Below are 22,640 nucleotides of genomic sequence, written 5' to 3'. Positions count from 1 at the left end.
CGTTCGGGTCACTCGCTCGCGGCGAGCAGGCGCGGAAGCAGCGCGCCGGCCGGTCCGAGCAGCGTGACGTCGGCCACCGCGCTCAGGGGCGTGGGCTCGACGTTCACCTCCAGGACGGCGGCGCCGCCCGCAGCGGCCCTGCGGGCGAAGGAGGCCGCGGGCTCCACCGCGCCCGACGTGCCGACGACGAGCATGAGGTCGCACTCGTGGATCGCCTCTTCCGCCCGAGCCACTTCCGGGCCGGGCAACATCTCGCCGAACCACACCACGGCCGGCCGAAGAGGAGAGCCGCAGGCCGGGCACTCCGGCACGGACCCGCCGGGCAGGTCCCGGGCCGCGCACCGGTATTCGCATCGGGTGCACCGGATCCGGGCCAGGGAGCCGTGAAGCTCGACGACGTTCCGACTGCCGGCGGCCCGATGAAGGCCGTCGACGTTCTGGGTGATCAGCCAGACCCGATCGCAACGCCGCTCGAGATCGGCCAGCGCGCGGTGGCCGGGGTTCGGCTCCACTCCCTCGAGTCCGTGGATGCGGAACCGATAGAACTCCCACACGGTGGCCGGATCACGGGCGAACGCTCGCGGCGTCGCCAGGTCCATGGCCGAGCGGCCCTGCCAGAAGCCTCCGGCCCCGCGGAAGGTCGGTACTCCACTCTCGGCCGAGATGCCGGCGCCCGTGAGCACGGCGACCCGGGCCGCGCCGGCGAGCAGCCTCGCCGCTGCCTCCAACTCGCGCCCGTCGGGCTCCATGCTCTCCCCGTCCTCCGCTCGCGGGTGCAATCCTCCTTCCCCCCACAACGTACCGGGTCATGCGATCTCTCGTCATCCTGAACCCGTCCGCGGGAGGGAGAACCGGAACCACCCGGCTGCGCAGGCGCCTCGAGGACCGGATCACTGCCGACTATGCCGAGTCCTCGAGGCCCGGCGCGGCCGTGGGCCTCGCGGAGGAGGCCGCCCGGTCGGGCTACGAACGGGTCGTCGCGGTCGGCGGCGACGGTACGGTCCGGGAGGTCGCGGAAGGTCTGGTTCGCGGGGGTGCCGGCCCGGTACTGGGCATCGTACCGGCGGGCACGGGGAACGACCTGGCGCACGGACTCGGTCTTCCCGCCGACTTCGAACGCGCCGTGTCGATCGCCTGCGGGGAGCGGACCCGAGCCCTCGACCTGATCCGGGCGAGCGACCCGGACGGAGGGGAAGAGGCTCGATGGAGCACGAACGCCGCGGTCGCCGGCTTCTGCGGTCGCATCGCCGGGTCCATGAGTCCCTGGCTGCGGCGTCGCGTTCCGCGGATCGCCTACCCGCTCGGGGCCGTCTCCCAGCTGCGCGACCTGGGTCCGTATCCGACGGTGCTCGACGTCGACGGACGGCGGCTCGAGATCGATGCGCACATGCTCGTGGTGGCGAACGGACCCTGCGCGGGCGGCCGCGTGCCTCTCGCCCCCGGCGCCGACCCCGGCGATGGCGCCCTCGACGTCGTCGTCATCCGTGCGGTACCGGCCCTTTCGCTGGCCGCCCTCGTTCCCCGCGTGCTGGCCGGTCGACACCTCCGCCACCCGGCGGTATTCAACTGCCGGGCGCGGTCCGTACGGATCGATTCGGAACGTCCGATGTGGATCAACCTGGACGGAGACACCTGGAAGACCGGACCGGCCGAATTCCACCTGCTCCCGGCCGCCCTTCGCGTGGCCGTGGCCTGACGGGCAACGGTGCGCTCGTCGTCACCTGTCCAATCCTGTGAACGAGGGTCGGGTGGACGGCAGGCCCGTCCCGGTCCCCGTCGGGGACGGCAGTCAGGAACGAGCAACGAGGAGCGTGGGGACGATGAAACGGATGGGAATGGGCCGGGCCGGTGGGATCGCCCTGCTGGCCGCGCTGACGCTGGTCGGGACGGTGAGCGCCCAGGAGGCGGATGGCCGGGGCGCCCGGGTGCAGGTCATGGCCCTCGGGCAGGGCAGCTACCTCGGCGTATACATCTCGGATGTGTCGGCGGAGGACGTCGATCGGCTGGGGCTCCGTGAGGAGCGGGGCGTCCTGGTGACCGGGGTGGCGGACGAGGGGCCCGCCCGCGAAGCGGGTCTGGAAGAGAACGACGTGATCCTGAAATGGAACGGGGACCGTCTGGAGAGCCAGGCGCAGCTCCGCCGGATCCTCGCGGAGACGCCGGCCGGCCGGTCGGCCACGCTGGAGATCCTTCGGGACGGATCCACGCGATCGCTCGAAGTCGAGCTCGGCGAACGAGAGGGCCTGGGCCGTGCTCTGACGCTCCGATCGGGGTGGAACGAGGATGCGGCCCGGGTGCTTCGGGAGAAGCTGGGTGACATGGAAGTCCGGTTGGAGCGGATGCCACGCGGGTTCATGTCGATGCGGGGCGGTCGCCTCGGCGTCGGAATTCAGAGCCTCGAGCCTCAGCTGGCCGAGTACTTCGGGCTGGGTGATCGCAGCGGGGTGCTCGTCACGACGGTGCGGGAGGACTCCCCGGCCGCGTCCGGCGGCTTCAAGGCCGGCGACGTGATTCTCGCGGTCGACGGGGAGTCCGTGGAGGACCCGGGAGATGTGACCCGGCTCGTCTGGGGTGCGGACGCGGGCCCGGTCACCATTCGGGTCCTGCGTGACCGGAAGGAACGTACGCTCACGGTGGAACTTCCGAAGGCCGAGTATCGGTGGGAGCCGGCCGACGGAGAACAGGGAAGCTTCTTCTTCGGCCCGCCGTCGGTGGGCTTCGAACCCGTGCCGGTGCGGCTGAACCCGATCTCGCGCTCCCGGGTGCTCGCGATCTGAGCACGGAGCCAGGGGGCGGCGCGGTGCCGCCCCCTGATCTTCAGTCGTCCGTCGCGTTTTCCACGGCCGAGGGCCCGATTGTCGACCGATCGGACGTGCAGTAACCTTGGCCCATGCCCAGGGAAACGGATCCTCGCCAGATCGTCACGCCGGACGCCTTCTCGGTCTCCGACAATTTGCTGGGTCTGCCACTCGCGCACCCATGGCGTCGTGCGGCCGCGATGCTGGTGGACCTGTTCCTGGTCGCCATTCTGGCGAACGCCAGGGGTGTGTTCCTCGCCATCGCGGCGGGTGCCTTCCTGTTCTGGCTGGCGTATCGCGGAAGGAAGGCGGGGCTGGGCTCGGCCATGGCCCGGGGGACGCTGGGGTGTGCGGGGGCGCTGGTCGTCTTCGTGGCGGTAGTTGCCATCTGGGGTTCCGTGTTCCGTGACATCCCGGTGGCGACCCTCGGGGAGCAGGGGGAGGGAGGGGCGCAGGTGACGCTGGGTGACCTCGGGAACCTGGCCGCGCTGCTGAGCGCCGACGACACCGCGGAGGCATCGGCCGCGGCCTCCCGAATCGTCGACCGACTCGAGAGTCAGGGGGTCGATCCGGCGGAGATTCGGGCGGCACTGGGAGAGGTCGAAGGAGAAGATGCCGCGGCCCGGGCCATCGAGCGAGCGCTGGGGGAGGCGGAGGGGGCTCGGGAGCCGGCGGACGGAGGGGATCTCGAGACCCTCGGCGTGGACTCGCTTCTGGCGCTGTACGAGTCGGCGCGGGCGGACGGCGACACGGTGGCCGCGGCCCGAACCGGGACCGCGCTCGGACGTCGACTCGTCGAGGAGGAATGGGAGGCCCGGGAGCGCCGTGTGCGCACCCTGGAAGCCCGGTCGGATCGTCTCGAAACGGAGTTGAACGAGACGCAGGAGGCGCTGGAAGCCGAGCGCAACCGGGGGCCGGTCGCGACCCTCCTGGCCTTCCTCGATCAGCTTGGTCTCGGCATCGGCTGGTCGGGACTCTACTTCACGTTTCTCACCGCTTTCCTGCACGGCAAGACGCCGGGCAAGCAGCTTCTCGGCATTCGGGTGGTCCGCCTGGATGGGGGCGCCCTGAGCTACTGGGTGGCGTTCGAGCGATTCGGGGGGTACGCGGCCTCGCTGTTCACCGGGATGGAGGGATTCCTGCGCATCCTGTGGGATCGGAACCGGCAGTGCCTTCAGGACAAGCTGGCGGAGACCGTGGTGATCCGCGAGACGAAGGAGGCGCGCGCCCAGCTCGCCGTCGGTGCGGTTCGACGGGGGCTGGAAGAAACGCCGTGGAAGGGCGGGCCCATCCGCGGCACCTGACTCGGCGCGCGGCGGAGGGGCCCGCTCGATGGCGGTGGGTGGCGACCGGGGTCCGGGGAGCCGGACCGCGCGAGCCCGGCTAGCCCTCGATGAGTCGGATGTCTCCCGATCCGGTGTCGACGCTGAGGGATCCCCCGCCGCTGCCGATGCGGCCGCGAACGTAGTCCTCGTCCATCTCCTCGACCGTCATGCGGAAGTCGGAGTGGAGGTCCCCGGAGCTCGTGTCCATCTCCACCTCGCCCTCCCAGCCGGCCGGAAGCGTCAGCGTCACGTCTCCCGAGCCGGTGTCCACGGAGAGATTCCCCGGGTCTGCGCGGAAGCTGAGCTCGACCTCGCCCGACCCCGTGTCCACCATGATCTCGCGGGCTTCCAGCGCGGTCAGGCGCACATCGCCCGACCCCGTGTCCACCCCGATCTCGCCCGCCGTCAGGGATTCGCCTTCCACGTCGCCGGAGCCGGTATCGATCCACACGTCGCCGGCCGACACGTTGCGGAGGTGGACATCTCCCGATCCGGTGTCCGCCGAGAGATCACCGCGGGCCCCATCGACTTCGATGTCTCCGGAACCCGTGTCCAGTACCAGCGAACCGGAGGTCGTCGAGGTCCGGATATCCGCGGCTGCCGTGCCGACGACCAGCTCTCCGTCCACGTTCGACACCGTCACCTGGCCCGCGCCCAGGTAGATGGCGAAGCTGCGCCCGGCGGGGACTCGAATCGTCAGGTCGGCGTGTGCGTCGATTCCATCGCCCGAATCCCGGATCCGGACCCGCCGCCCGCCATCGCGGCCCTGAAAGAAGGTGCCGTCCTCCTGCACCCGCACTTCGGCACCGCCGCCCGAATAGGAGATCTGATCCTCCGGGTACAGGACCCTCAGACCGTTCACCCGGCCCACGCCTTCGAGGTCCATGGGGCCCGTGGCGATCTCGAGGCGATCCGCATCCGAGCCGACTCGCCGCACCTCGACGGTGAGAGCGGAACCGCCTCCGGTCACCGTCACGGTACCGGCCAGGTTCCACACCGCGGCCGGGTCTCCCGACAACTCGTACGTCTGCTGGGCTCGAAGCGGCGTCGCCACGACCGCCAGAGCGGCCAGGGCCACGCCAGTTCCGTGGCTGAGCCATGATGGTATCCACGATCCGTGCGGCATCTCTGACCCTCCTGTGGTTTCGTCCCAATAGGCCCGTGAACGGGATCCGCTCAACCTTGATTAGATATCGAATGGCCGGGAATGGTTGATGCCCTCACGTCGCGCTTCCCGACCCGGCCTCCTCGCCCGTATCTTGTCGTGCCATGAATTCCTCCATCGATGCCGCCCCCGGGCCATGGACCGCCGCGCACAGCGCGGAGCTGTACAGGATCGAGGACTGGGGGCAGGGCTACTTCGAGGTGTCCGGGGACGGCCGGCTTCACGTCCGCCCGGCGGGCGGGGACGGCGAGGTGATCGATCTCCTCGAGGTCGTCGAGGGATTGGGAGAGCGCGGTCTGTCTCCGCCCCTGCTGATCCGGTTCTCGGACATCCTCGCGCACCGGCTGAGGACCCTGCGTGAGGCCTTCAGTGAAGCGATCGCGGACAACGAGTACCAGGGTTCCTACATCGCCGCCTACCCGATCAAGGTCAACCAGCAGCGGCCGGTCGTGGAGGAGGTGTTCAGCTACGGGAGCGAGTACGACTTCGGGCTCGAAGTCGGATCGAAGCCGGAGCTGCTCGCCGTCATGGCCGTGACGGGAAGCCACCCGGAGCGGCTCATCGTGTGCAACGGCTTCAAGGACGACGGATACATCGAGGCGGCCATCCTCGCGGCGAAGCTCGGCCGGCGGATCGTCCCGATCGTCGAAGACTTCGGTGAGCTGCGGCTGATTCTCAAGTACGCCGCGAAGCACGCCGTCCGACCGGCGATCGGCGTGCGGGTGAAGCTGGCGAGTCAGGGGGCCGGACGCTGGAGAGGATCGGCCGGCGAGAAGTCGAAGTTCGGGCTGTTCGTGAGCGAGATCCTGGAGATGGTCGATCTGCTGGCGGCGCACGACATGCTGGACGCACTGCAGCTCGTTCATTGCCACCCCGGGAGTCAGATTCACGACATCGACCGCCTCAAGGACGCGATCGGCGAGCTGGGTCACGTGTACGCCGAGCTCGTCCGCCTCGGGGCGCCGATCCGCTTCGTGGACGTCGGGGGAGGACTGGGGGTCGATTACGACGGATCCCGGACTCGCTCCGACTCCTCCATGAACTATACCCTCGAGGAGTACGCCCGCGAGGTGGTTTATCGCCTGGGCAGCGTGTGCGACGAGCGGGAAGTACCGCACCCGACGATCGTGAGCGAGTCCGGACGCGCCATCTCGGCCTACCAGAGCGTTCTCGTGTTCAACGTGCTGGGATCCGCCGGTCCCCGGACGACCTATCCGACCCCGTTCCCGGTACCTTCGGAACTTCAGGATGCCGAGGGAGTGCCCCTGCCGATCCGCGACCTGATCGCGGCCTACGAGGCGGTCGATGAGGGACGGCTCGTCGAATGCTACCACGATGCGACCCGCGCCCGCGAGGAGGCGCTCAATCTCTTCACTCTGGGATACCTGAGCCTCGAGCTTCGGGGCCTGGCGGAGCAGCTCTTCTGGGGCACCTGCGCCCGCGTGCAGGACCGGGCCCGGGAACTGGACGAATTCCCCGAGGAGCTGGAGCCGCTGGAGGACATCCTCAGTGAGACCTATTTCTGCAACTTCTCGGTCTTCCAGTCCCTGCCGGACGCCTGGGCGATCGAGCAGCTGTTCCCGATCATGCCGATTCACCGTCTCGATGAGCGACCGACGCGCTCCGCCGTCCTGGCGGACGTGACCTGCGATTCCGACGGACAGATCGCCCGGTTCGTGGATGGACGTTCGACGCTCGATGTGCACCCGCTTGAAGCCGATTCCGACTACTACCTCGCCGTGTTCCTGGTCGGCGCCTATCAGGAGGCGCTCGGGGACCTCCACAACCTGTTCGGCGACACGCACGTGGTGCACGTGCGGCTGCACGAGGAGGGAGGGTGGTGGATCGAGGAGTCCGTGGAGGGAGACACCGCGAGGGAGGTGCTGGGCTACATGCAGTACGATGCCGAGCGCCTGCAGCCGGCCCTGGCCCGAGACTGCGAAGTCGCCGTTCGCGAAGGACGCATGACCGTCGCGGAGACGCGGGAGCTGATGCAGTTCTACCAGTCGGAGCTGGGGGGCTACACCTACCTGGAGAACGACGGATGAATGGACCGCTCACCTTCCTCGGGCTTCCGCCGGAGGCCACCGATGGGAAGCTGGGGGCCGTGATTCTTCCCGTTCCCTATGACGGCACGAGCACCTGGCACAAGGGGGCGGATGCGGGTCCGAAGGCCCTCCTGGAAGCGTCCGCGGCCGTGGAGCTGTACGACATCGAGACGGGCCGTGAACCGTGGCGGGATGGGATCCGCACGCTGCCGCCTCTGGAGTGCCCGGCGGATCCGGTGGAGATGTCGGCGCGGGTGCGGAGAGTGGTGGGAGAGATCCTGGATGGCGGCGAGCGTCCGGTGGTCCTGGGAGGGGAGCACTCGGTGACGATCGGCGCCGTCGAGGCGGCGGCCGACCGGTTCGACGATCTCACCGTGCTTCAGATCGATGCGCACGGGGACACGCGGGAGACGTACGAGGGATCGACGCACAACCACGCCTGCGTGATGGCGCGGGCCCGGGAACGGGCCTCGATCATCCAGGTCGGAATCCGAGCCGTGGACGCCGAAGAGATGCGAAGTCTGGCGCCGGAACGCGTCTTCTGGGCCCACCGGATCGCGCCGCCGGCCGACGATTCGTGGATGGACGACGTCGCCGAGCTGCTCACCGAGCACGTGTACGTGACCATCGACCTCGATGCCTTCGACCCTTCCATCCTGCCCGCGACGGGGACGCCGGAGCCGGGAGGCCTCGGCTGGTATGCGGTGAACCGTCTGCTGCGGCGCGTCGCCCGCACGGCCACCGTGGTCGGCTTCGATGTGGTCGAGCTCCTGCCCGTTTCAGGCCAGCACGCGAGCGACTTCACGGCCGCGAAGCTCGTGTACCGGTTTCTCGCCGAGCTCGGTGCGGCGCCGCCGCGCTGAACGCGAAGCGGTCCCGGCGGGTCGGCTCCAGGCGCCGCCCGGGGCTACCAGTCGAGCAGCGCCGCGAAGATCAGCGGTGCCACGATGGTGGCATCCGACTCGATCACGAACATCGGCGTGTCGGTGTCCAGCTTGCCCCAGGTGATCTTCTCGGAGGGAATGGCGCCCGAGTAGCTTCCGTAGCTCGTCGTGGAGTCGCTGATCTGGCAGAAGTATCCCCAGAACGGGCACGGCCGCCTGAGGTCCTGGTGGATCATCGGTACCACGCAGATCGGGAAGTCGCCCGCGATCCCGCCGCCGATCTGGAAGAAGCCCACCGTGCGGATGGCCTCGTCCGGGTGCACCTGGGGCTCGTCCGCTTCCTCGAGCTCGGCGACCGAGCGACCCATGGTGGTGCGTACGTACCACTCGGCGAGCTCCGCCATGTACTCGAGACCCGTCTTCACGATGTGGGTCCCCGAGAGCCGGCCGTCGATGGCGCGACCGACCACGATGTTGCCGAGCGTGGAGTCCTCCCACCCCGGGACGAACACCGGCAGGTCCTTCTCCGCGGCCGCCACCAGCCACGAATCGGCGGGGTCGATCTGGTAGGACGACTCGAGCCTTCCCTCCCGGATCAGCCGGTAGAAGTACTCGTGCGGGAACCAGCGCTCGCCGGCGGCGTCGGCCTCGCGCCACAGCCGCAGGACCTCGCCCTCGAGCACCCGGAACGCCTCCTCCTCCGGAATGCAGGTGTCGGTGACCCGGTTGAGTCCCCGGTCGAGCAACTCCCGCTCCTTCTCGGGCGTGAGGTTTCGCCAGTTCGGGACCCGCACGTAATGGTCGTGGGCCACCAGGTTGAACAGGTCCTCCTCCAGGTTGGCCCCGGTGCAGGTGATCGCATGGACCCAACCGCGGCGGATCAGCTCCGCGAGTGACAGTCCGAGCTCGGCCGTGCTCATCGCTCCGGCCAGCGTGACCATCATGTGGCCGCCCTCTTCCAGGTGCCTCCGATAGGCCTCCGTGGCATCCACGAGCGTGCGGGCGTTGAAGTGCCGGTAGTGCTTCTCGATGAAGGCGCGGACGTTCATGGCTCGATTCCGGCGGAAGGTTGAACGGATCGTAGTGGCCGGACACTAGCCGGGAGGTCCCCGGCCTGCAATCGTTACGGATCGGTCGTGCCGACCGGACGGCCGAAAGCCTGGGAACGAGGATCGGGGGACGGATGGAACTTCAGTTCTGGGGGGCCGCCCGGGAGGTGCCGGGATCGATGCACCTGCTCCGGGTGGGGGGTCGGAGCCTGCTGCTCGACTGCGGCCTGTATCAGGGACGTCGCAAGCACGCCTTCGAGAGGAACCGGAACTTCCCATTCGAACCCTCGTCGATCGACGCGGTGATCCTCAGCCACGCGCACATCGATCACTGCGGCAATCTCCCGACTCTGGTCCGAGCCGGCTTCCGGGGGAAGATCTACGCCACGCACGCGACCCGGGACCTCGCCCGCCACATGCTGGTCGACTCGGCCCACATCCAGAAGTCGGATGTCCGCTACGTGAACCGACGTCGTAAGAGGCAGGGGAAGAGGCCCTTCGAGCCGCTCTACCTGATCGGAGACGCCCGAAAGGCCCTGGCCCGGTTCCGTCCCGTTTCCTACGGACGGGTCTTCGAGCCCGTTCCCGGGGTCCGGGCGACGTTCATCGACGCGGGCCACATTCTCGGATCGGCTTCGGTGGTGCTGGACCTCACGGAGGGAAGCCGGACGCGCCGACTGGTGTTCTCCGGGGACATCGGTCGCCGGGGACTGCCGATCCTGCGGGATCCCCAGATCCCCAGAGATGCCGACCAGGTCATCATGGAGAGCACGTACGGGGACCGCGAGCACGAGCCCCCGTCGCGTGCCCGGGAGACTCTGCGCGAGTGCGCGGCGAGCGCCTTCGAGCAGGGAGGCAAGCTGCTCATCCCTTCGTTCGCCCTCGGGCGGACGCAAGAAATCGTGTACCGCTTGAATCAGCTCTGGGAGGCCGGGGAGCTGCCCCCGATGGACGTGTTCGTGGACAGCCCGCTGGCCATCGACGTGACCGAGGTCTACGGTCGGCACCCGGAGTGCTTCGACCGGGAAATGCTGGAGACGATGTCGAGCGATTCCGACGGTGACCCTCTGGGCTTCGGCCGCCTGCGCTACGTTCGTTCCGCCGACGAGTCCCGGTCTCTGAATACGCGCAAGGAGCCGGCGATCATCGTGGCCGCCTCGGGCATGTGCGAAGGAGGCCGCATCCTCCACCACCTGCAGAACCACGCGGGCAAGAGAAGCACCACGGTGCTCTTCGTCGGCTACCAGGCCCAGCACACCCTCGGGCGGAGGCTGCTGGAGGGAGACCGTGAGGTGCGGATCCTGGGAGAGGTTACCCGGGTTCGCGCCCGGATCGAGAGGGCGGATGCCTACAGCGCGCACGCGGACCGCACGGGACTGATCGACTGGGCGGAGGCGGTGAGAGACCGGGGTCGGGTGACCCGCTACTGCCTCGTTCACGGAGAGGAATCGTCGGCGCTGGCGCTCGCGGACGAGCTCCGCTCCAGGGGAACCGCCGAGGTGGAGGTCCCCGAGCGCGGCACCGTTCTCGACCTCGACTGAGGCCGACCCGCGACCCGGCGGCCGTTCAGGGTCCGTCCGAGGCCCACTCCTCCAGGTTCCGGCGGATGAGCGCGACGGCCTCGTCCACCGTATCGACGCACAGCGGGATCGCCAGGTCCTCCGGGTCCGCGAGGTTGCCCTCGGCGGACAGCCAGTGCTGCCGGCCCCACTCCACCAGGTCACGCCACATGCTCCCGACCATGATCAGGGGACGTCGCTGCAGGTGGCCCACCTGGCACAGCTGCCAGACCATCAGGGCCTCCAGCGTGGTTCCGATTCCTCCCCTCATGACCACGAAGGCGCTGGAGAGCTGCACGAAGTGGTGCAGGCGGGAGAAGAAGGTCCCGTGGTGGTAGAGCTTCTCGACGAACGGGTTGGGGGCCTGCTCGTGGGGCAGTTCCACGTTGAGACCGATCGAGTACGTGCGGTTGGCCACGTCGCCGAGCAGTTCACCCTCGTTCGCCGCCTGCATGAGGCCCGGGCCGCCGCCGGTGATGATGTCGCATCCCATGGACGCGAGCTCCTGGGCGAGACGTCGCACCTCGAGGTAGAGCTCGTCGCCCGCGTGCATCCGCGAAGAGCCGAAGATGGTCACCCTGTAATACGTGGGCCGGGGCGGCATCACCGCGGCCAGGCCGTCCACCACCCCCCACAGCTCGCGGAGCGACTTCTCCATCGCCTTGTACATCTGGCGCGACGCCTCGGGAGAGAGCGCCGGGGTCGCGATGCGCAGGGCCTGCGGACCCTTTTCGATCGAGCGTTCCTCGGATTCGGTCATTCCCCTGGTCCTTCGTTGGATCCCTGTCCGGAAGCTACGTCGACGTCCGCGCACTCTCCAGAGCGCCGGAGCACGGACAGGAAGGCTCCCCCCGGGCCGCGACCCGCGACCTCGACGGTCCAGCCGGCCGGTGCGGCCGTGCGGGCGAGCGTGTCCGGGTCCACGTACAGGTAGCTGAACGGGTCCCCGCGGCGACCGTCGAACTCCAGCTGAAACTGCACCTCGCCCACGTAGCGTCCATCATCCCGGATCGGAAGGGCGTCTTCGGCGCTTCCCGCGTCCGCCGCGAAGGGCCGCAAGTCCGTGGAATCGGCGATGATCCGTCCACCGGGGGCCAGAAGGCGCTGCGCCCCGGACAGGAACCGCTCGAGGCCGGAGAGCGTCTCCGCCAGTCCCCAGCCGTTCATGAGCAGCAGCAACGTGTCCCAGCGTCCGGACGGCGGGTCCAGCAGAGATCCCCGTCTCGCGTCCGCCACGCCGCGGCGGCGCAACAGCTCCACGAGCTGCGGGAGGATCTCCACGGCGGTCACGGCGAGGCCCCGCTCCTGCAGCGCGAGAGCGTGGGAACCGGCGCCAGCCCCGAGGTCCAGCACCCGCCCACGGCACAGGGAAAGGGCGAGCCGCTCCAGCGCCGGCATCCTCTCACCGGATCGGAAGAACCACGCTGCGGGCAGCGAATCCACGTCCCCGAGATCGTCGATCACGGTGAGGCACGCGCTCTCGTCTCCTCCCTCGAACGCCAGCAGGGCCCTCGCGTGCGGGTCCCACCGGGCCCGGGCGGTGGGCGAAGGTCGCGGGACGGTCATCGCGACACGGTCGGTCTCGTCATCCGGTCGGTGCGTTCCGGAGGCCGGATCGTTGCGTGCCCCCGCGGGGTCGGCGCCGTACCTTTGAGTGCACACCCCATCGAGGAGCGCACGTGAATGACGAGTGCCCGTTCTGCGACCCGCCGGACGATCGGATCTGGATCGGTCGGGAGCTCACGATCGCCACGCCCGACATGTATCCGGCCGCAGAGGGCCACACGCTGATCCTTCCGCGGCGCCACGTCCAGAGCGTATTCGAGCTCGACGGTGACGAGTGGGAAGATCTGTGGGACCTCGTCGGTTCCGTTCGGGATGATCTGCAGGACCGTTTGCGTCCGGACGGGTTCACGGTCGGCATCAACGATGGGATCGCGGCAGGGCAGACCATCGAGCACGCCCACGTTCACGTGATTCCCAGGCACCTCGGCGACGTGGCTGACCCGACGGGGGGTCTGCGCGGAATCCTGCCTCACAAGGCTCGCTACTGGGAGCTCTGATCCCGCCCCGCGTCACTTCGGCGGGAACTTCTCGAGCATCTTGGAGACGGCTTCCTGGATGGCGGAGACCCGCTGCTCGGGCGAGTCCATCTGATCGATCGTCCCGGATGCGCTTCCGCGCCACACGAGTTCGTTCTCTTCCCGATCGATGACGTCGAGAATGAGCGTGCCCTCGGTGTACGTCCGGACCGAGGTGGTCGTCATGCCACCCCCCCAGTAACCGCCCCACCAGCCCCCGGCGCCATAACCGTAGGTCTGGTACTCCTGCCGATCCTGGGTGCCGGCGTGGTACGCCATCATCACGTCGGCCGAGTACGCGTCCGCCTTCGTGAACCCCTTGGCCGCGAGGTCCTCGTCCACGGCGGCGTACATTCGACGGAGCATGATCTCGCTCACCCCGCCTTCGAGGCCCTGGTCCATCCAGGCGTACGTGGAGATGCTGCTGAAGTCGTACGACTGGTCCCAGTCCGCCGTGGTGGAGATGCCCGAACACGCCATCACCGTCAGGGCCAGCATGGGGGCCGCGAGCCGTTTCGTCATTCCGTCGTCTCCTGATCCGGGTTTCACGAGGTGGGACAGTCTACGCCCCCGGTGGGCCGGTCACAACACCGTCGCGGCGTCCGTCCGGCACCCTTCGGAGGCGCCGCGGAGCGCCACTCCAGGCGTCTTGTGACACCGTTCACGTATCGATATCATGCGGAGTTATCCTCACCGATCCTCGACCTGAGGAGTGGCCTATGAGACGGGTTTACTCCCTGTACAGCACCTCGGTCGGCAAGAAGTACACGATGGCCGTGTCGGGTGCGATCTTTGTTCTGTTCGTGATCGTCCACATGTTCGGGAACCTGAAGGTCTATCTGGGGCCCGAGGCGTTCAACCACTATGCGGAGGGGCTGCGGGAGTTCGGCGAGCCGTTCCTGGGCCGGGAGTGGTTCCTGTGGGCATTCCGGGGTGGCCTCATCCTCTTCCTGCTCGTCCACACGGTGGCCGCGTGGCAGACGTCTCGCCAGAGCTGGGCGGCGAGGGGCGAAAAGTATCGGAAGAAGGACAAGCTGGTCTTCCACTATGCCTCCCGGACCATGCGGTGGGGAGGCGTCGCCCTTCTCCTGTTCGTGGTCTACCACATCCTGCATTTGACCACCGGCACGCTCCACCCGGACTTCATTCCGGGCGATGCGTACCACAACTTCGTGACCGGCTTCCGGTCGATCCCCGTGGTCGCGGTCTACAGCCTCGCGATGCTCGCCCTCGGTCTGCACCTGTACCACGGGACGTGGAGCGCATTTCAGACCCTGGGTCTGGACGGACCCCGAATCAACCGTTGGCGTGAGCCCCTGGCTCTCGGGGTCGCTCTCGTGGTCGTGCTCGTCAACCTGTCCTTCCCGGTGGCCGTCTACACCGGGATCCTTCAGTAGAAAGGAGGGAATCATGGAGCTGCGCTCGAAGGTCCCCTCCGGTCCGATCGACCAGAAGTGGACGAAGCACAAGTTCGACATGAAGCTCGTGAATCCCGCGAACAAGCGGAAATATCACGTGATCGTGGTCGGCTCCGGCCTCGCGGGAGCTTCCGCTTCCGCGACCCTCGCCGAACTCGGCTATCACGTGAGCTGCTTCACCTACCACGACAGTCCGAGGCGGGCGCACAGCATCGCGGCCCAGGGCGGCATCAACGCCGCCAAGAACTATCCGGGCGACGGCGACAGCATCTACCGGCTGTTCTACGACACGGTGAAGGGCGGGGACTTCCGGGCGCGGGAGGCCAACGTATACCGACTGGCCGAGGTGTCGAACGAGATCATCGACCAGTGTGTCGCCCAGGGCATCCCGTTCGCGCGAGAGTACGGGGGCCTGCTCGCCAACCGGTCCTTCGGCGGGGCACAGGTGTCCCGCACCTTCTACGCGCGCGGGCAGACCGGCCAGCAGCTTCTCCTCGGCGCCTACCAGGCGCTGATGAAGGAGGTCCACCGTGGCCAGGTGAAGCTGTACAGCCAGCACGAGATGCTGGATGTGATCGTGGTGGACGGCCAGGCACGTGGCATCGTGACCCGGCACCTGGTGACCGGGAAGATCGAGACACACCTCGCGGACGCGGTGGCGCTCGGGACGGGGGGCTACTCCAACGTCTTCTACCTCTCGACGAACGCGATGTACTGCAACGTCACGGCCGCATGGAGGGCCTACCGACGGGGCGCCGGCTTCGCCAACCCGTGTTTCACACAGATCCACCCGACCTGCATTCCGGTGGCGGGGGACTATCAGTCCAAGCTCACCCTGATGAGCGAGTCCCTGCGCAACGATGGTCGGATCTGGGTCCCGAAGACCGCGGGCGACGATCGTCCGCCGGGAGAGATCCCCGAGGAAGACCGGGACTACTACCTCGAGCGGATGTATCCGGCGTTCGGGAACCTCGTTCCACGGGACCTCGCCTCGCGCCGGGCCAAGGACATGTGCGACGAGGGAAGAGGGGTCGGAGACACGAAGCTCGGGGTGTACCTCGACTTCGAAGACGCGATCGAGCGTCTCGGCCGCGACGTGATCGAAGCGCGATACGGCAACCTGTTCGAGATGTACGAGCGGATCACGGGCGAGGATCCCTACCGGGTCCCGATGCGGATCTATCCGGCGCCGCACTACACGATGGGTGGCCTGTGGGTGGACTACAACCTGATGACGACGGTCCCCGGTCTGTACGCCATCGGAGAGGCCAACTTCTCGGATCACGGGGCGAACCGTCTCGGCGCCAGCGCTCTCATGCAGGGCGTGGCGGACGGATACTTCGTCCTGCCGTACACGATCGCGGACTACCTCGCGCAGGCGAAGCTGGATCCGGTGCCCGAGGACCACGCCGCGGTGCGCGGTACGCTCGAGGATGTCGAAGCGCGGACCGCCCGGCTGCTCGCGCTGGACGGCGACCGGACGATCAACAGCTTCCACAAGGAGCTCGGCCGCATCGTGTGGGACGCGTGCGGGATGGCTCGCAACGCGACGGACCTCAAGGAAGCTCTCGAGACGATCCCGGCGCTGAGGGAGGAGTTCTGGGAGAACGCCCGGTGCGTGGGAGAGGGCGAGTCGATCAATCAGACCCTGGAGAGGGCCGGACGGGTGGCCGACTTCCTGGAGCTCGCCGAGGTCATGTGTCTGGACGCGCTCGTGCGGGAGGAGTCCTGTGGAGGCCACTTCCGCGAGGAGCACCAGACCCCGGAGGGCGAGGCCAAGCGGGACGACGAGAACTTCACGCACGTCACCGTGTGGGAGTACGCCGGCCCCGACGCGGCGCCTCGCGAGAACCGGGAACCGCTCGAGTTCGAATACGTTCCTCCGACGCAGAGGAGCTACAAGTAATGAGACTCAAGCTTCACGTGTGGCGGCAGGCCGGCCCCTCGGTGAAGGGGCGGTTCGTCACGTACGAAACGGACGCCAGCGAGCACATGTCGTTCCTCGAGATGCTGGACGTGGTCAACGAGGGGCTCGAGTCGAAGGGCGAGGAGCCGATCGTCTTCGACAGCGACTGCCGGGAGGGGATCTGCGGCACGTGCGGCATGGTCATCAACGGGCGGCCGCACGGCCCGTGGAAACGGACGACCGTATGCCAGCTCCACATGCGGGAGTACGGCGACGGCGATGAGATCTGGATCGAGCCCTGGCGGGCGGACGGGTTCCCGGTCCAGAAGGACCTCATGGTGGACCGCTCGGCCTTCGACCGGATCGTGGCCGCTGGCGGTTACATCTCCGTGCGGACCGGTTCCGCTCCCGATGCCAATGCCATCCCCGTCGAGCAGGCGAAGGCCGAGAAGTCGATGGACGCAGCCGCCTGCATCGGGTGCGGAGCCTGCGTGGCCGCGTGCCCGAACGCGTCTGCGATGCTGTTCACCTCGGCCAAGGCGGCCCATCTCAACCTGCTGCCTCAGGGCCAGCCGGAGCGCTGGGACCGGGTCCTGAACATGATCCTCACCATGGAGGCGGAGCAGTTCGGCACCTGCACGAATCACGGGGCGTGCGAGAACGCCTGTCCGAAAGAGATCAAGATCGACGTCATCGCGATGCTCAATCGGGATTACATGAAGGCGCTGCTGAAGGCGAGCTGATCATGACGGACGACGGGCCGTGACCTGGGCGGTCGTCGCGCTCGGCGGTGCGCTCGGGGCCCTGGCCCGCTACGGTCTGAGCGGCTGGGTGTATGACCGGCTTGGCGAGGCCTTTCCGTGGGGCACCCTGGTCGTGAACGTCCTCGGCTGCCTCCTGCTGGGCGCTGCGGTGCGCTGGCTCCAGGTATCGGCCTCACCGCCCGCTCTGCGGCCCTTTCTCACCATCGGGCTCCTCGGGGCCTTCACCACGTTCAGCACGTTCAGCTACGAGATGGTCGCGCTCCTGCAGGAGGGCCAGTGGGGCAGGGCAGGTCTGTACGTGACTGCGAGCGTGTGCCTTGGCCTCGTCGCGCTGATCGTCGGGATGGCTGCGGTCACCGCCTGGACCCGTGCCGGAGGGGGAGCATGAGGGCGATCGAAGGCGAGCACACGCTGATGCGCATCTTCATCGGAGAGGCGGACCGGTGCGAGTCGGGACCTCATCGGGGCAAGCCGCTCTACCAGGCGATTCTGCTCACGCTGCGCGAGCAGGGTTGCGCGGGAGCATCCGTGGTGCAGGGAATTGCCGGATTCGGTGCCAGCGCGCGGATCCACACGGGGAGCCTGCTGAGGCTGTCCATGGACCTTCCGATCATCGTGGAGGTGGTGGATCGAGACGAGCGAATCCGCGAGGTCCTTCCGGTCCTGGACGGTATGATCGGCGGCGGTCTGGTGACGATGGAGAAGGTTCGGGTCATGCTGTACCGGGCCGCCCAAGCCGGAAAGGAAGCCACGGAACGCGATGGGGGTGAGTCATGAGTGATTCCGGCCTCGTCCGGGATCCGGGGGGTTTCAGCGAAACCCAGCTCGAGCGGCTGGCGCCGCTCTGGGAACGGATGCTCGCTCACCCCTTTCTGATGCGCACACGGGATGGGACGATCCCGCACGATACTTTTGCCGCCTGGATGCGACAGGACTACCTGTTCGTAGAGGCGGCGATCCCCTTCCTCGCCGCCCTGATCCCGAGGGGCCCGGCGGCCCACTGGGAGCCCCTGACCCAGGCGATCGGTGCGCTGATCGCGGAGTTGCGGCTGTTCGAAGAGCGGGCAGCGGTGGTCGGAGTCGAGATCAAGGGCAGTCAGCCTGCCTTCACCACGCACGCCTACATCCAGTTCCTGATCGCCACCGCGCAGAACGCGTCGTACGAGGAGGCCTACACGGTGCTGTACGCGGCGGAGAAGGCATATCACGACTCGTGGCGGGTCGTGCGTGAAGGCCTCGACCGCGGGTCGCCGTGGTGGCCGTTCGTCGAGAACTGGGCCGGTGAGGCCTTCGGGGCGTACGTCGACTACCTGCAGGCCGAACTCGACAAGCTGGCCCGGGAGGCGGGTCCCGAGCGGCTGGACCGTATGGTCGAGGCTTTCGAGACCACGGTGCGGTACGAGGTGGCGTTCTGGGAGATGGCCATGACCGGCGAAACCTGGCCGGGCATCCCCTCCACCAACTGAGACGCCGAGTTCATGACGACCGTACGCTTCACCGAGACGCTCTACGAGGCGGCCCGAGACCTCTGGGACGCGCAGCTGCGGCACCCGTTCGTGTGCGGAATCGGGGACGGCACCCTGGATCCCTCCGTCTTCGAGCGCTGGGTCCGCCAGGACTACCTCTATCTGAAGGAGTTCTCCCGGGTGTTCGCCTTCGCGGCCGCCCGGGCCGACCGCCTCGATTCGATGAGCTGGTACGCCGCGGCCCTCCACCTCACGCTGAATACCGAAATGCAGTTGCACCGGGAATACGCGGAACGGTTCGGCATCACCCGCACGGATCTCGAGGACGAGCCGATGTGGCCCACCACGCGCGCCTACACCGACTTCCTCGTTCGCACGGCGGCGACCGACGACCTCGCGGATCTGGTGGCGGCGCTGCTGCCCTGCGCCTGGGGCTACGTGCATGTCGCGAGCGCCCTGGCCGCGAGGGGCCGGCCCTCGGATCCGAGGTACGAGGACTGGGTGGCGCAGTACACCTCGGACGAGTTCCGGGCGGCCTCCGATTGGCTGCGTGTCGAGCTGGACCGGCTCGCGGAGGGGGCCCGAGGGGAGCGGCGCGCTCGGCTCACGGAGCTCTTCGTGGTTTCGAGCCGCTACGAGCTTCGATTCTGGGACATGTGCTGGGAGGGGGAGGCGCCCCGGGGGGCATGAGGGGGCACACGGCGGGCAGGGGCGACGTCCGGCGTCGCCGCATCCTGCCCGCCGCGAGGCGCCCCCTCAGCGGGACAGCCGGATGATCAGGTCGTCGGCGACTCTCCGAAACACGGCCTGCAGCTCCTCGGCGGACGGCGCGTAGTACATGCGTCCCGACGGTTGCTTGCTGCTGACGCGGCCGTTCTCGTTTGCGAGGATCGAGAGATACTCCAGGTCCGGCCTCTCGAGCTCCGGCGCGAGAGGATTCCCGAGACCGATCGTGTAGACGTAGGCTCCCTCGGATCGAATCGCGTCGGCGGCCGCGAGCCCCTTCTTCTGCGCGATCGCCCGCCCCACCACGCCATGAGGCGGATGACCGGCCTCGATCCACTCCTTGCAGTTCACGACGTTGCGGCACGCGTCATCCGCCGGCCACTGCCAGCGGTCCATGGGGATGGCATCGGGGTCGTCCCAGTAGCCGCGCACCATGTTCCATTCCTCCGCGGCCGCTGCCACCGCGAGGATCCGTTCCCGGCCTCCGATCGTGCCACGGAAGGCCGTCGGTCGACCGTCCGTGAAGAACACGACGACCTTGACGGCCCTCTCGCGCGCAGCCTCGCTCGTGATCTGACGGTATGCGAGCTGTAAACCCTCGGCGGTGTTGGTCCAGCCGACGGAGCGCATCCCATCGACCCGGTTCTTCACGGCCGTGCGAAACGGTGACTGCAGGGAAAGCCGCGTCGCTCCGCGGGTGCCGAACGACACGAGGGCGAGCTGGTCGAGGTCGTCGCTGAAGTAGTCCACGAACAGGCGTGCCGCATCCTGCAGGTCGTCCCACGCTCCGGCGGTGGCGAGCGACCCGGACTGGTCGATCACGAACACGAGATCCACCGGGGGAACGACCGCCGTCGCCGAGGTGCCGACGTCGACCCAGCGCCGACCGAGAAGACGCATCAGAGACGTGCCCATCGGCCGTGCGGCGGCCACGGTCACGGTGTGGTCACCCTCCGGGGTCCGTCCGAACAGGACGCTCACGCGCACGTTCGGGTCGTCGACCTCGACGCCGTTGGCACGCGCAACGGCCAGGGCCTGCCCTCGGGCGGCCGATTCACCCGACCGGATCGCGCGGGCGCCCGCCAGCACTCCGGCATCCACCGCCCGGGAGAGCTCCGAGCGCACGATGAACGCGCGACCGACATCGAGCGCGAGGCCGGCGACCCCGAGGAAGATCACCATCCCGCCGGCCACGATCATCATCACCGAGCCCGACTCGCCTCGCAGGCGATCGCGCAACCGGAGAAGCAGGCCGCGGAGCGGCCCGGAATCGAACGCGAACTTTCGCATGGCGCCTCCTTTCGGACCGGTCCGGGCGTGCAGCCTAGAAGACCGCACGCTCATACAGGGGGTCGGGAAGGGCGCTCTCGAAGAGGCGCGCGAACGGGGTGATCGGCCGGTAGTGATAAAAGATCTCGACCACGTACACGGTATTGCCGGCCTCGATACCGTACGAGGCGAAGGAAGCGGCCTGAGCCCCGGCGGCGCCGATGCGGCTGCGGTCCTCCAGTCCGGGTGAGGACACCTGTGCGAGGATCCGCGGGCCACCTTCCTGCATGGCGACCCGGCTGACGACCGATCCTCCCCGCCGCGCGAGCTTGATATCAGCGCCGTTGGTGGCCAGCAGGGTCACCACGGTGTCCAGGCTCGTGCCACGGGAAGCCAGGTTGGCTCCCTCCCGACTGATCCGCGACAGCGTGTGGGACACGGCGAGGGCGTTTCCGATCTCGACCATGCCGAGAAACAGGAACAACATGAGCGGCAGCACCATCGCGAACTCCGCCACCGCCTGACCGCGCGCGTCGCCCAGGCCCGGACGACCCGATCGTCTACTCGATGAACGGTTCATTCTTCATCGCCGTCCGAATGTTGAAGTCCACCGGGGGAAGCACTTCCTGCAATCCCGGGAGGAAATAGTGGTACGTGAAGGCCACGCTGACGGTCACGATCTCATCCGGTCGGCCGCCGTCGGGCGGGTCGATGACGATGGAGTCCGCAATCGCCAGAGGGCCGACATGAGCTCGGACCACTCTCTTGATCGACTCGGCGCGGGCTATGGGCTCGCCGGTATCGGGATCCGTCATGTGCCGCCCGGTGACCGCGTACCGGGTGGCCTCGGCCACCGCGTGGCGGGCCGTCAGGTGAGAGAATCCCAGACGACCGAACTCGAAGATCCCGAAGATGAGGGAAAGGAGAAGAGGCAGCACCAGGGCGAATTCCACCAGCCCCGAGCCGTGGCTTCCGCGCAACAGGCGTCCCGTTGCGCGGCCGATACAGGTGACGCATACGCGCGTCAGCGAACTGCCCGCCCCGGATCTCGCCCGGAGAGGGATTTTCCACATCGCCATCGTAGACCTCCAATAGCCCCGCCTATTGCAGATCCGAGCGACTGGCCCGGTGTACCCCGAAAAGGGCCTGCAGAATAGAATGCCGACCGGGAAATGTCAACCGGATGTGTGGCGCCCCTCCCACACCGGCGCCGGCGCCTCACTCCATCGGGTTCTCCACCAGCACCTGGGTCCAGCGGTCCCGGAACCACCCGAGGCCGTGGTGCGTGAACGCACAGTGATCCAGATTGGCCCGGTGCGGGGGGCTGCTCACCCACAGGTCGATGACGGTTTCGGGACCCCGGACCGTCCGCGCGATGTTCTCCGCGATCGATCCGCTCCACGCGACCCCTCCGTTCAGGAGACGCTGCGCGAGGTCGATTCCCTCCGGCGTCAGGTGATCGAAGTAATCGCGACGAGCCATGTCCATGGCGTGCGCCTCCGCCACCCGCGCGGTCGCCTCGTGCCACTGCAAGGGAGGGCAGCCCGCAGAAGCGCGATGTTGGTTGATCCGTGCGTGGAGGTCGGACAGCACCCGAACCACGCCGGAGTCCGCCGGAGACGGGTTGCTGACCTGGCCCCGCGCGCTGGACGCCCCGGAGAGGAATCCGAGAACCGGGAGCAGGGAGAGCAGACACCGCCCCGTCGCGCCCGGCACCGGGCGGAAGGCAGGCCTGCCGCGTTTCCTGATGGGCGGTTTCATGGTGGCGCCTCCAGAACGAGCTCTGGAGTCACCTACCCGGCCGACCGCTCCAGGTGGCAGGCTCCCGAACGCACGAAGGCCCCGACCTTCCGGCCGGGGCCTTCGCCAGGGAATCGACGGGCGGGGTCTGTCACGACCACTCGATCCGCATCCGCACCCCACACCCGATCACCCGCGCCCGCCGACATCCCCGGCGGAAAGACGACTCAGTCCGCCGCTTCAGTCACTGAGACACCGCGAGTTCCCGAAGGGTTGGCTCCCTCCGTTCCTCCTCCACGACGCGGCCGTCGAACAGGTGGATGGTCCGCTCGGCGTAGGCGGAGTACCGGGGGTCATGGGTGACCATGAGGATGGTCGAGCCCTCGGCGTGCAGGTCCTTCAACAGATCCATGACCGCCTCGCCGTTCGTGGAGTCGAGGTT

Annotated in this window: 24 protein-coding genes and 1 pseudogene; 14 read left to right on the top strand and 11 right to left on the bottom strand. The window is 68.1% G+C overall.

The window, feature by feature from the left end; all coding sequences use genetic code 11:
* Positions 1 to 8: 8 nt before the first annotated feature.
* Entirely contained in the window at positions 9 to 779 is a 771-nt protein-coding gene (locus AC36XV_RS07075) for an SIR2 family NAD-dependent protein deacylase (protein ID WP_492202978.1), read from the bottom strand.
* Between the two features lie 29 nt (positions 780 to 808).
* Here AC36XV_RS07075 and AC36XV_RS07070 point away from each other — a divergent pair, with 29 nt between their 5' ends.
* From AC36XV_RS07070 to AC36XV_RS07060, 3 genes are all read left to right on the top strand, one after another.
* The gene (locus tag AC36XV_RS07070; protein WP_492202977.1) at positions 809 to 1,696 is read left to right on the top strand and encodes a diacylglycerol/lipid kinase family protein; all 888 of its coding nucleotides are present in this window, start codon (positions 809 to 811) and stop codon (positions 1,694 to 1,696) included.
* Between the two features lie 124 nt (positions 1,697 to 1,820).
* Positions 1,821 to 2,777 (top strand): PDZ domain-containing protein, encoded by a 957-nt coding sequence (locus AC36XV_RS07065; protein ID WP_492202976.1) that lies wholly within the window; start codon positions 1,821 to 1,823, stop codon positions 2,775 to 2,777.
* Between the two features lie 113 nt (positions 2,778 to 2,890).
* A complete protein-coding gene (locus AC36XV_RS07060) occupies positions 2,891 to 4,102 on the top strand; it encodes an RDD family protein (protein WP_492202975.1) in 1,212 nt (403 codons plus the stop codon).
* A 79-nt stretch (positions 4,103 to 4,181) separates the two neighbouring features.
* Here AC36XV_RS07060 and AC36XV_RS07055 read toward each other — a convergent pair whose 3' ends face one another.
* Positions 4,182 to 5,249 (bottom strand): DUF4097 family beta strand repeat-containing protein, encoded by a 1,068-nt coding sequence (locus AC36XV_RS07055; RefSeq protein WP_492202974.1) that lies wholly within the window; start codon positions 5,247 to 5,249, stop codon positions 4,182 to 4,184.
* A 143-nt stretch (positions 5,250 to 5,392) separates the two neighbouring features.
* Here AC36XV_RS07055 and speA point away from each other — a divergent pair, with 143 nt between their 5' ends.
* Entirely contained in the window at positions 5,393 to 7,336 is a 1,944-nt protein-coding gene (gene speA / locus AC36XV_RS07050) for a biosynthetic arginine decarboxylase (protein WP_492202973.1), read from the top strand.
* On the top strand, positions 7,333 to 8,199 hold the full coding sequence (gene speB / locus AC36XV_RS07045) for an agmatinase (protein ID WP_492202972.1): 867 nt from the start codon (positions 7,333 to 7,335) through the stop codon (positions 8,197 to 8,199). Before speA ends, speB begins: the two co-directional genes overlap by 4 nt.
* Before the next feature lie 44 nt (positions 8,200 to 8,243).
* Here the strand turns inward: speB and AC36XV_RS07040 are convergent, their stop codons facing one another.
* Complete coding sequence (locus AC36XV_RS07040) at positions 8,244 to 9,269, bottom strand: deoxyhypusine synthase family protein (RefSeq protein WP_492202971.1); 1,026 nt, start codon at positions 9,267 to 9,269, stop codon at positions 8,244 to 8,246.
* Positions 9,270 to 9,403: 134 nt separating this feature from the next.
* Here AC36XV_RS07040 and AC36XV_RS07035 point away from each other — a divergent pair, with 134 nt between their 5' ends.
* The gene (locus tag AC36XV_RS07035; protein WP_492202970.1) at positions 9,404 to 10,810 is read left to right on the top strand and encodes an MBL fold metallo-hydrolase; all 1,407 of its coding nucleotides are present in this window, start codon (positions 9,404 to 9,406) and stop codon (positions 10,808 to 10,810) included.
* A gap of 25 nt (positions 10,811 to 10,835) precedes the next feature.
* Here AC36XV_RS07035 and AC36XV_RS07030 read toward each other — a convergent pair whose 3' ends face one another.
* Both AC36XV_RS07030 and AC36XV_RS07025 read right to left on the bottom strand, forming a co-directional pair.
* Complete coding sequence (locus tag AC36XV_RS07030) at positions 10,836 to 11,588, bottom strand: LOG family protein (protein WP_492202969.1); 753 nt, start codon at positions 11,586 to 11,588, stop codon at positions 10,836 to 10,838.
* Positions 11,585 to 12,394 (bottom strand): class I SAM-dependent methyltransferase, encoded by an 810-nt coding sequence (locus tag AC36XV_RS07025; protein ID WP_492202968.1) that lies wholly within the window; start codon positions 12,392 to 12,394, stop codon positions 11,585 to 11,587. The genes AC36XV_RS07030 and AC36XV_RS07025 overlap by 4 nt, the downstream gene beginning before the upstream one ends.
* A 113-nt stretch (positions 12,395 to 12,507) precedes the next feature.
* Here AC36XV_RS07025 and AC36XV_RS07020 point away from each other — a divergent pair, with 113 nt between their 5' ends.
* A complete protein-coding gene (locus tag AC36XV_RS07020; protein WP_492202967.1) occupies positions 12,508 to 12,891 on the top strand; it encodes an HIT family protein in 384 nt (127 codons plus the stop codon).
* A 12-nt stretch (positions 12,892 to 12,903) separates the two neighbouring features.
* On the opposite strand, the gene AC36XV_RS07015 is transcribed toward AC36XV_RS07020, so the two are convergent.
* Positions 12,904 to 13,431: a DUF4136 domain-containing protein gene (locus tag AC36XV_RS07015; protein ID WP_492202966.1), complete on the bottom strand. Its 528-nt coding sequence runs from the start codon at positions 13,429 to 13,431 to the stop codon at positions 12,904 to 12,906.
* Between the two features lie 197 nt (positions 13,432 to 13,628).
* Between AC36XV_RS07015 and AC36XV_RS07010 the strand changes: the two genes are divergently transcribed.
* The 7 genes from AC36XV_RS07010 to tenA are packed head-to-tail and all read left to right on the top strand — an operon-like array spanning position 13,629 to position 19,153.
* A complete protein-coding gene (locus AC36XV_RS07010) occupies positions 13,629 to 14,306 on the top strand; it encodes a succinate dehydrogenase cytochrome b subunit (RefSeq protein ID WP_492202965.1) in 678 nt (225 codons plus the stop codon).
* Between the two features lie 13 nt (positions 14,307 to 14,319).
* Entirely contained in the window at positions 14,320 to 16,233 is a 1,914-nt protein-coding gene (locus AC36XV_RS07005; RefSeq protein WP_492202964.1) for a fumarate reductase/succinate dehydrogenase flavoprotein subunit, read from the top strand.
* Positions 16,233 to 16,976 (top strand): succinate dehydrogenase/fumarate reductase iron-sulfur subunit, encoded by a 744-nt coding sequence (locus tag AC36XV_RS07000; protein ID WP_492202963.1) that lies wholly within the window; start codon positions 16,233 to 16,235, stop codon positions 16,974 to 16,976. The genes AC36XV_RS07005 and AC36XV_RS07000 overlap by 1 nt, the downstream gene beginning before the upstream one ends.
* A gap of 19 nt (positions 16,977 to 16,995) precedes the next feature.
* Positions 16,996 to 17,385, top strand: a complete 390-nt coding sequence (crcB, locus tag AC36XV_RS06995) for a fluoride efflux transporter CrcB (RefSeq protein WP_492202962.1) — start codon at positions 16,996 to 16,998, stop codon at positions 17,383 to 17,385.
* Complete coding sequence (locus AC36XV_RS06990; RefSeq protein WP_492202961.1) at positions 17,382 to 17,774, top strand: DUF190 domain-containing protein; 393 nt, start codon at positions 17,382 to 17,384, stop codon at positions 17,772 to 17,774. Before crcB ends, AC36XV_RS06990 begins: the two co-directional genes overlap by 4 nt.
* Positions 17,771 to 18,463 (top strand): TenA family protein, encoded by a 693-nt coding sequence (locus AC36XV_RS06985; RefSeq protein ID WP_492202960.1) that lies wholly within the window; start codon positions 17,771 to 17,773, stop codon positions 18,461 to 18,463. The genes AC36XV_RS06990 and AC36XV_RS06985 overlap by 4 nt, the downstream gene beginning before the upstream one ends.
* A gap of 12 nt (positions 18,464 to 18,475) precedes the next feature.
* A complete protein-coding gene (gene tenA / locus AC36XV_RS06980; protein WP_492202959.1) occupies positions 18,476 to 19,153 on the top strand; it encodes a thiaminase II in 678 nt (225 codons plus the stop codon).
* Positions 19,154 to 19,219: 66 nt separating this feature from the next.
* Here the strand turns inward: tenA and AC36XV_RS06975 are convergent, their stop codons facing one another.
* The 5 genes and pseudogenes from AC36XV_RS06975 to AC36XV_RS06955 all read right to left on the bottom strand — a co-directional run.
* Positions 19,220 to 20,479 carry a VWA domain-containing protein gene (locus tag AC36XV_RS06975; RefSeq protein ID WP_492202958.1) on the bottom strand — a complete coding sequence of 420 codons (1,260 nt, stop codon included), beginning with the start codon at positions 20,477 to 20,479 and terminating at the stop codon, positions 19,220 to 19,222.
* A 34-nt stretch (positions 20,480 to 20,513) separates the two neighbouring features.
* Positions 20,514 to 21,038 (bottom strand): TadE/TadG family type IV pilus assembly protein, encoded by a 525-nt coding sequence (locus AC36XV_RS06970; protein ID WP_492202957.1) that lies wholly within the window; start codon positions 21,036 to 21,038, stop codon positions 20,514 to 20,516.
* A complete protein-coding gene (locus AC36XV_RS06965; protein ID WP_492202956.1) occupies positions 21,019 to 21,537 on the bottom strand; it encodes a TadE family protein in 519 nt (172 codons plus the stop codon). Before AC36XV_RS06965 ends, AC36XV_RS06970 begins: the two co-directional genes overlap by 20 nt.
* Positions 21,538 to 21,676: 139 nt before the next feature.
* Entirely contained in the window at positions 21,677 to 22,219 is a 543-nt protein-coding gene (locus tag AC36XV_RS06960; protein ID WP_492202955.1) for a CAP domain-containing protein, read from the bottom strand.
* A 223-nt stretch (positions 22,220 to 22,442) separates the two neighbouring features.
* Positions 22,443 to 22,640 (bottom strand): annotated as a pseudogene (locus AC36XV_RS06955) (ABC transporter ATP-binding protein); the annotation flags it as partial.

It is taken from the genome of Candidatus Benthicola sp. (assembly GCF_058719085.1).
This window is presented reverse-complemented; position numbering and strand designations above follow the sequence as displayed.

What these genes read in the sequence shown, in the direction of transcription:
- AC36XV_RS07070 (WP_492202977.1), top strand. Translation starts at nt 809, where the DNA reads ATGCGATCTCTCGTCATCCTGAACCCGTCCGCGGGAGGGAGAACCGGA.
- AC36XV_RS07065 (WP_492202976.1), top strand. Translation starts at nt 1,821, where the DNA reads ATGAAACGGATGGGAATGGGCCGGGCCGGTGGGATCGCCCTGCTGGCC.
- AC36XV_RS07060 (WP_492202975.1), top strand. Translation starts at nt 2,891, where the DNA reads ATGCCCAGGGAAACGGATCCTCGCCAGATCGTCACGCCGGACGCCTTC.
- AC36XV_RS07055 (WP_492202974.1), bottom strand. Translation starts at nt 5,249, where the DNA reads ATGCCGCACGGATCGTGGATACCATCATGGCTCAGCCACGGAACTGGC.
- speA (WP_492202973.1), top strand. Translation starts at nt 5,393, where the DNA reads ATGAATTCCTCCATCGATGCCGCCCCCGGGCCATGGACCGCCGCGCAC.
- speB (WP_492202972.1), top strand. Translation starts at nt 7,333, where the DNA reads ATGAATGGACCGCTCACCTTCCTCGGGCTTCCGCCGGAGGCCACCGAT.
- AC36XV_RS07040 (WP_492202971.1), bottom strand. Translation starts at nt 9,269, where the DNA reads ATGAACGTCCGCGCCTTCATCGAGAAGCACTACCGGCACTTCAACGCC.
- AC36XV_RS07035 (WP_492202970.1), top strand. Translation starts at nt 9,404, where the DNA reads ATGGAACTTCAGTTCTGGGGGGCCGCCCGGGAGGTGCCGGGATCGATG.
- AC36XV_RS07030 (WP_492202969.1), bottom strand. Translation starts at nt 11,588, where the DNA reads ATGACCGAATCCGAGGAACGCTCGATCGAAAAGGGTCCGCAGGCCCTG.
- AC36XV_RS07025 (WP_492202968.1), bottom strand. Translation starts at nt 12,394, where the DNA reads ATGACCGTCCCGCGACCTTCGCCCACCGCCCGGGCCCGGTGGGACCCG.
- AC36XV_RS07015 (WP_492202966.1), bottom strand. Translation starts at nt 13,431, where the DNA reads ATGACGAAACGGCTCGCGGCCCCCATGCTGGCCCTGACGGTGATGGCG.
- AC36XV_RS07010 (WP_492202965.1), top strand. Translation starts at nt 13,629, where the DNA reads ATGAGACGGGTTTACTCCCTGTACAGCACCTCGGTCGGCAAGAAGTAC.
- AC36XV_RS07005 (WP_492202964.1), top strand. Translation starts at nt 14,320, where the DNA reads ATGGAGCTGCGCTCGAAGGTCCCCTCCGGTCCGATCGACCAGAAGTGG.
- AC36XV_RS07000 (WP_492202963.1), top strand. Translation starts at nt 16,233, where the DNA reads ATGAGACTCAAGCTTCACGTGTGGCGGCAGGCCGGCCCCTCGGTGAAG.
- AC36XV_RS06990 (WP_492202961.1), top strand. Translation starts at nt 17,382, where the DNA reads ATGAGGGCGATCGAAGGCGAGCACACGCTGATGCGCATCTTCATCGGA.
- AC36XV_RS06985 (WP_492202960.1), top strand. Translation starts at nt 17,771, where the DNA reads ATGAGTGATTCCGGCCTCGTCCGGGATCCGGGGGGTTTCAGCGAAACC.
- tenA (WP_492202959.1), top strand. Translation starts at nt 18,476, where the DNA reads ATGACGACCGTACGCTTCACCGAGACGCTCTACGAGGCGGCCCGAGAC.
- AC36XV_RS06975 (WP_492202958.1), bottom strand. Translation starts at nt 20,479, where the DNA reads ATGCGAAAGTTCGCGTTCGATTCCGGGCCGCTCCGCGGCCTGCTTCTC.
- AC36XV_RS06970 (WP_492202957.1), bottom strand. Translation starts at nt 21,038, where the DNA reads ATGAACCGTTCATCGAGTAGACGATCGGGTCGTCCGGGCCTGGGCGAC.
- AC36XV_RS06965 (WP_492202956.1), bottom strand. Translation starts at nt 21,537, where the DNA reads ATGGCGATGTGGAAAATCCCTCTCCGGGCGAGATCCGGGGCGGGCAGT.
- AC36XV_RS06960 (WP_492202955.1), bottom strand. Translation starts at nt 22,219, where the DNA reads ATGAAACCGCCCATCAGGAAACGCGGCAGGCCTGCCTTCCGCCCGGTG.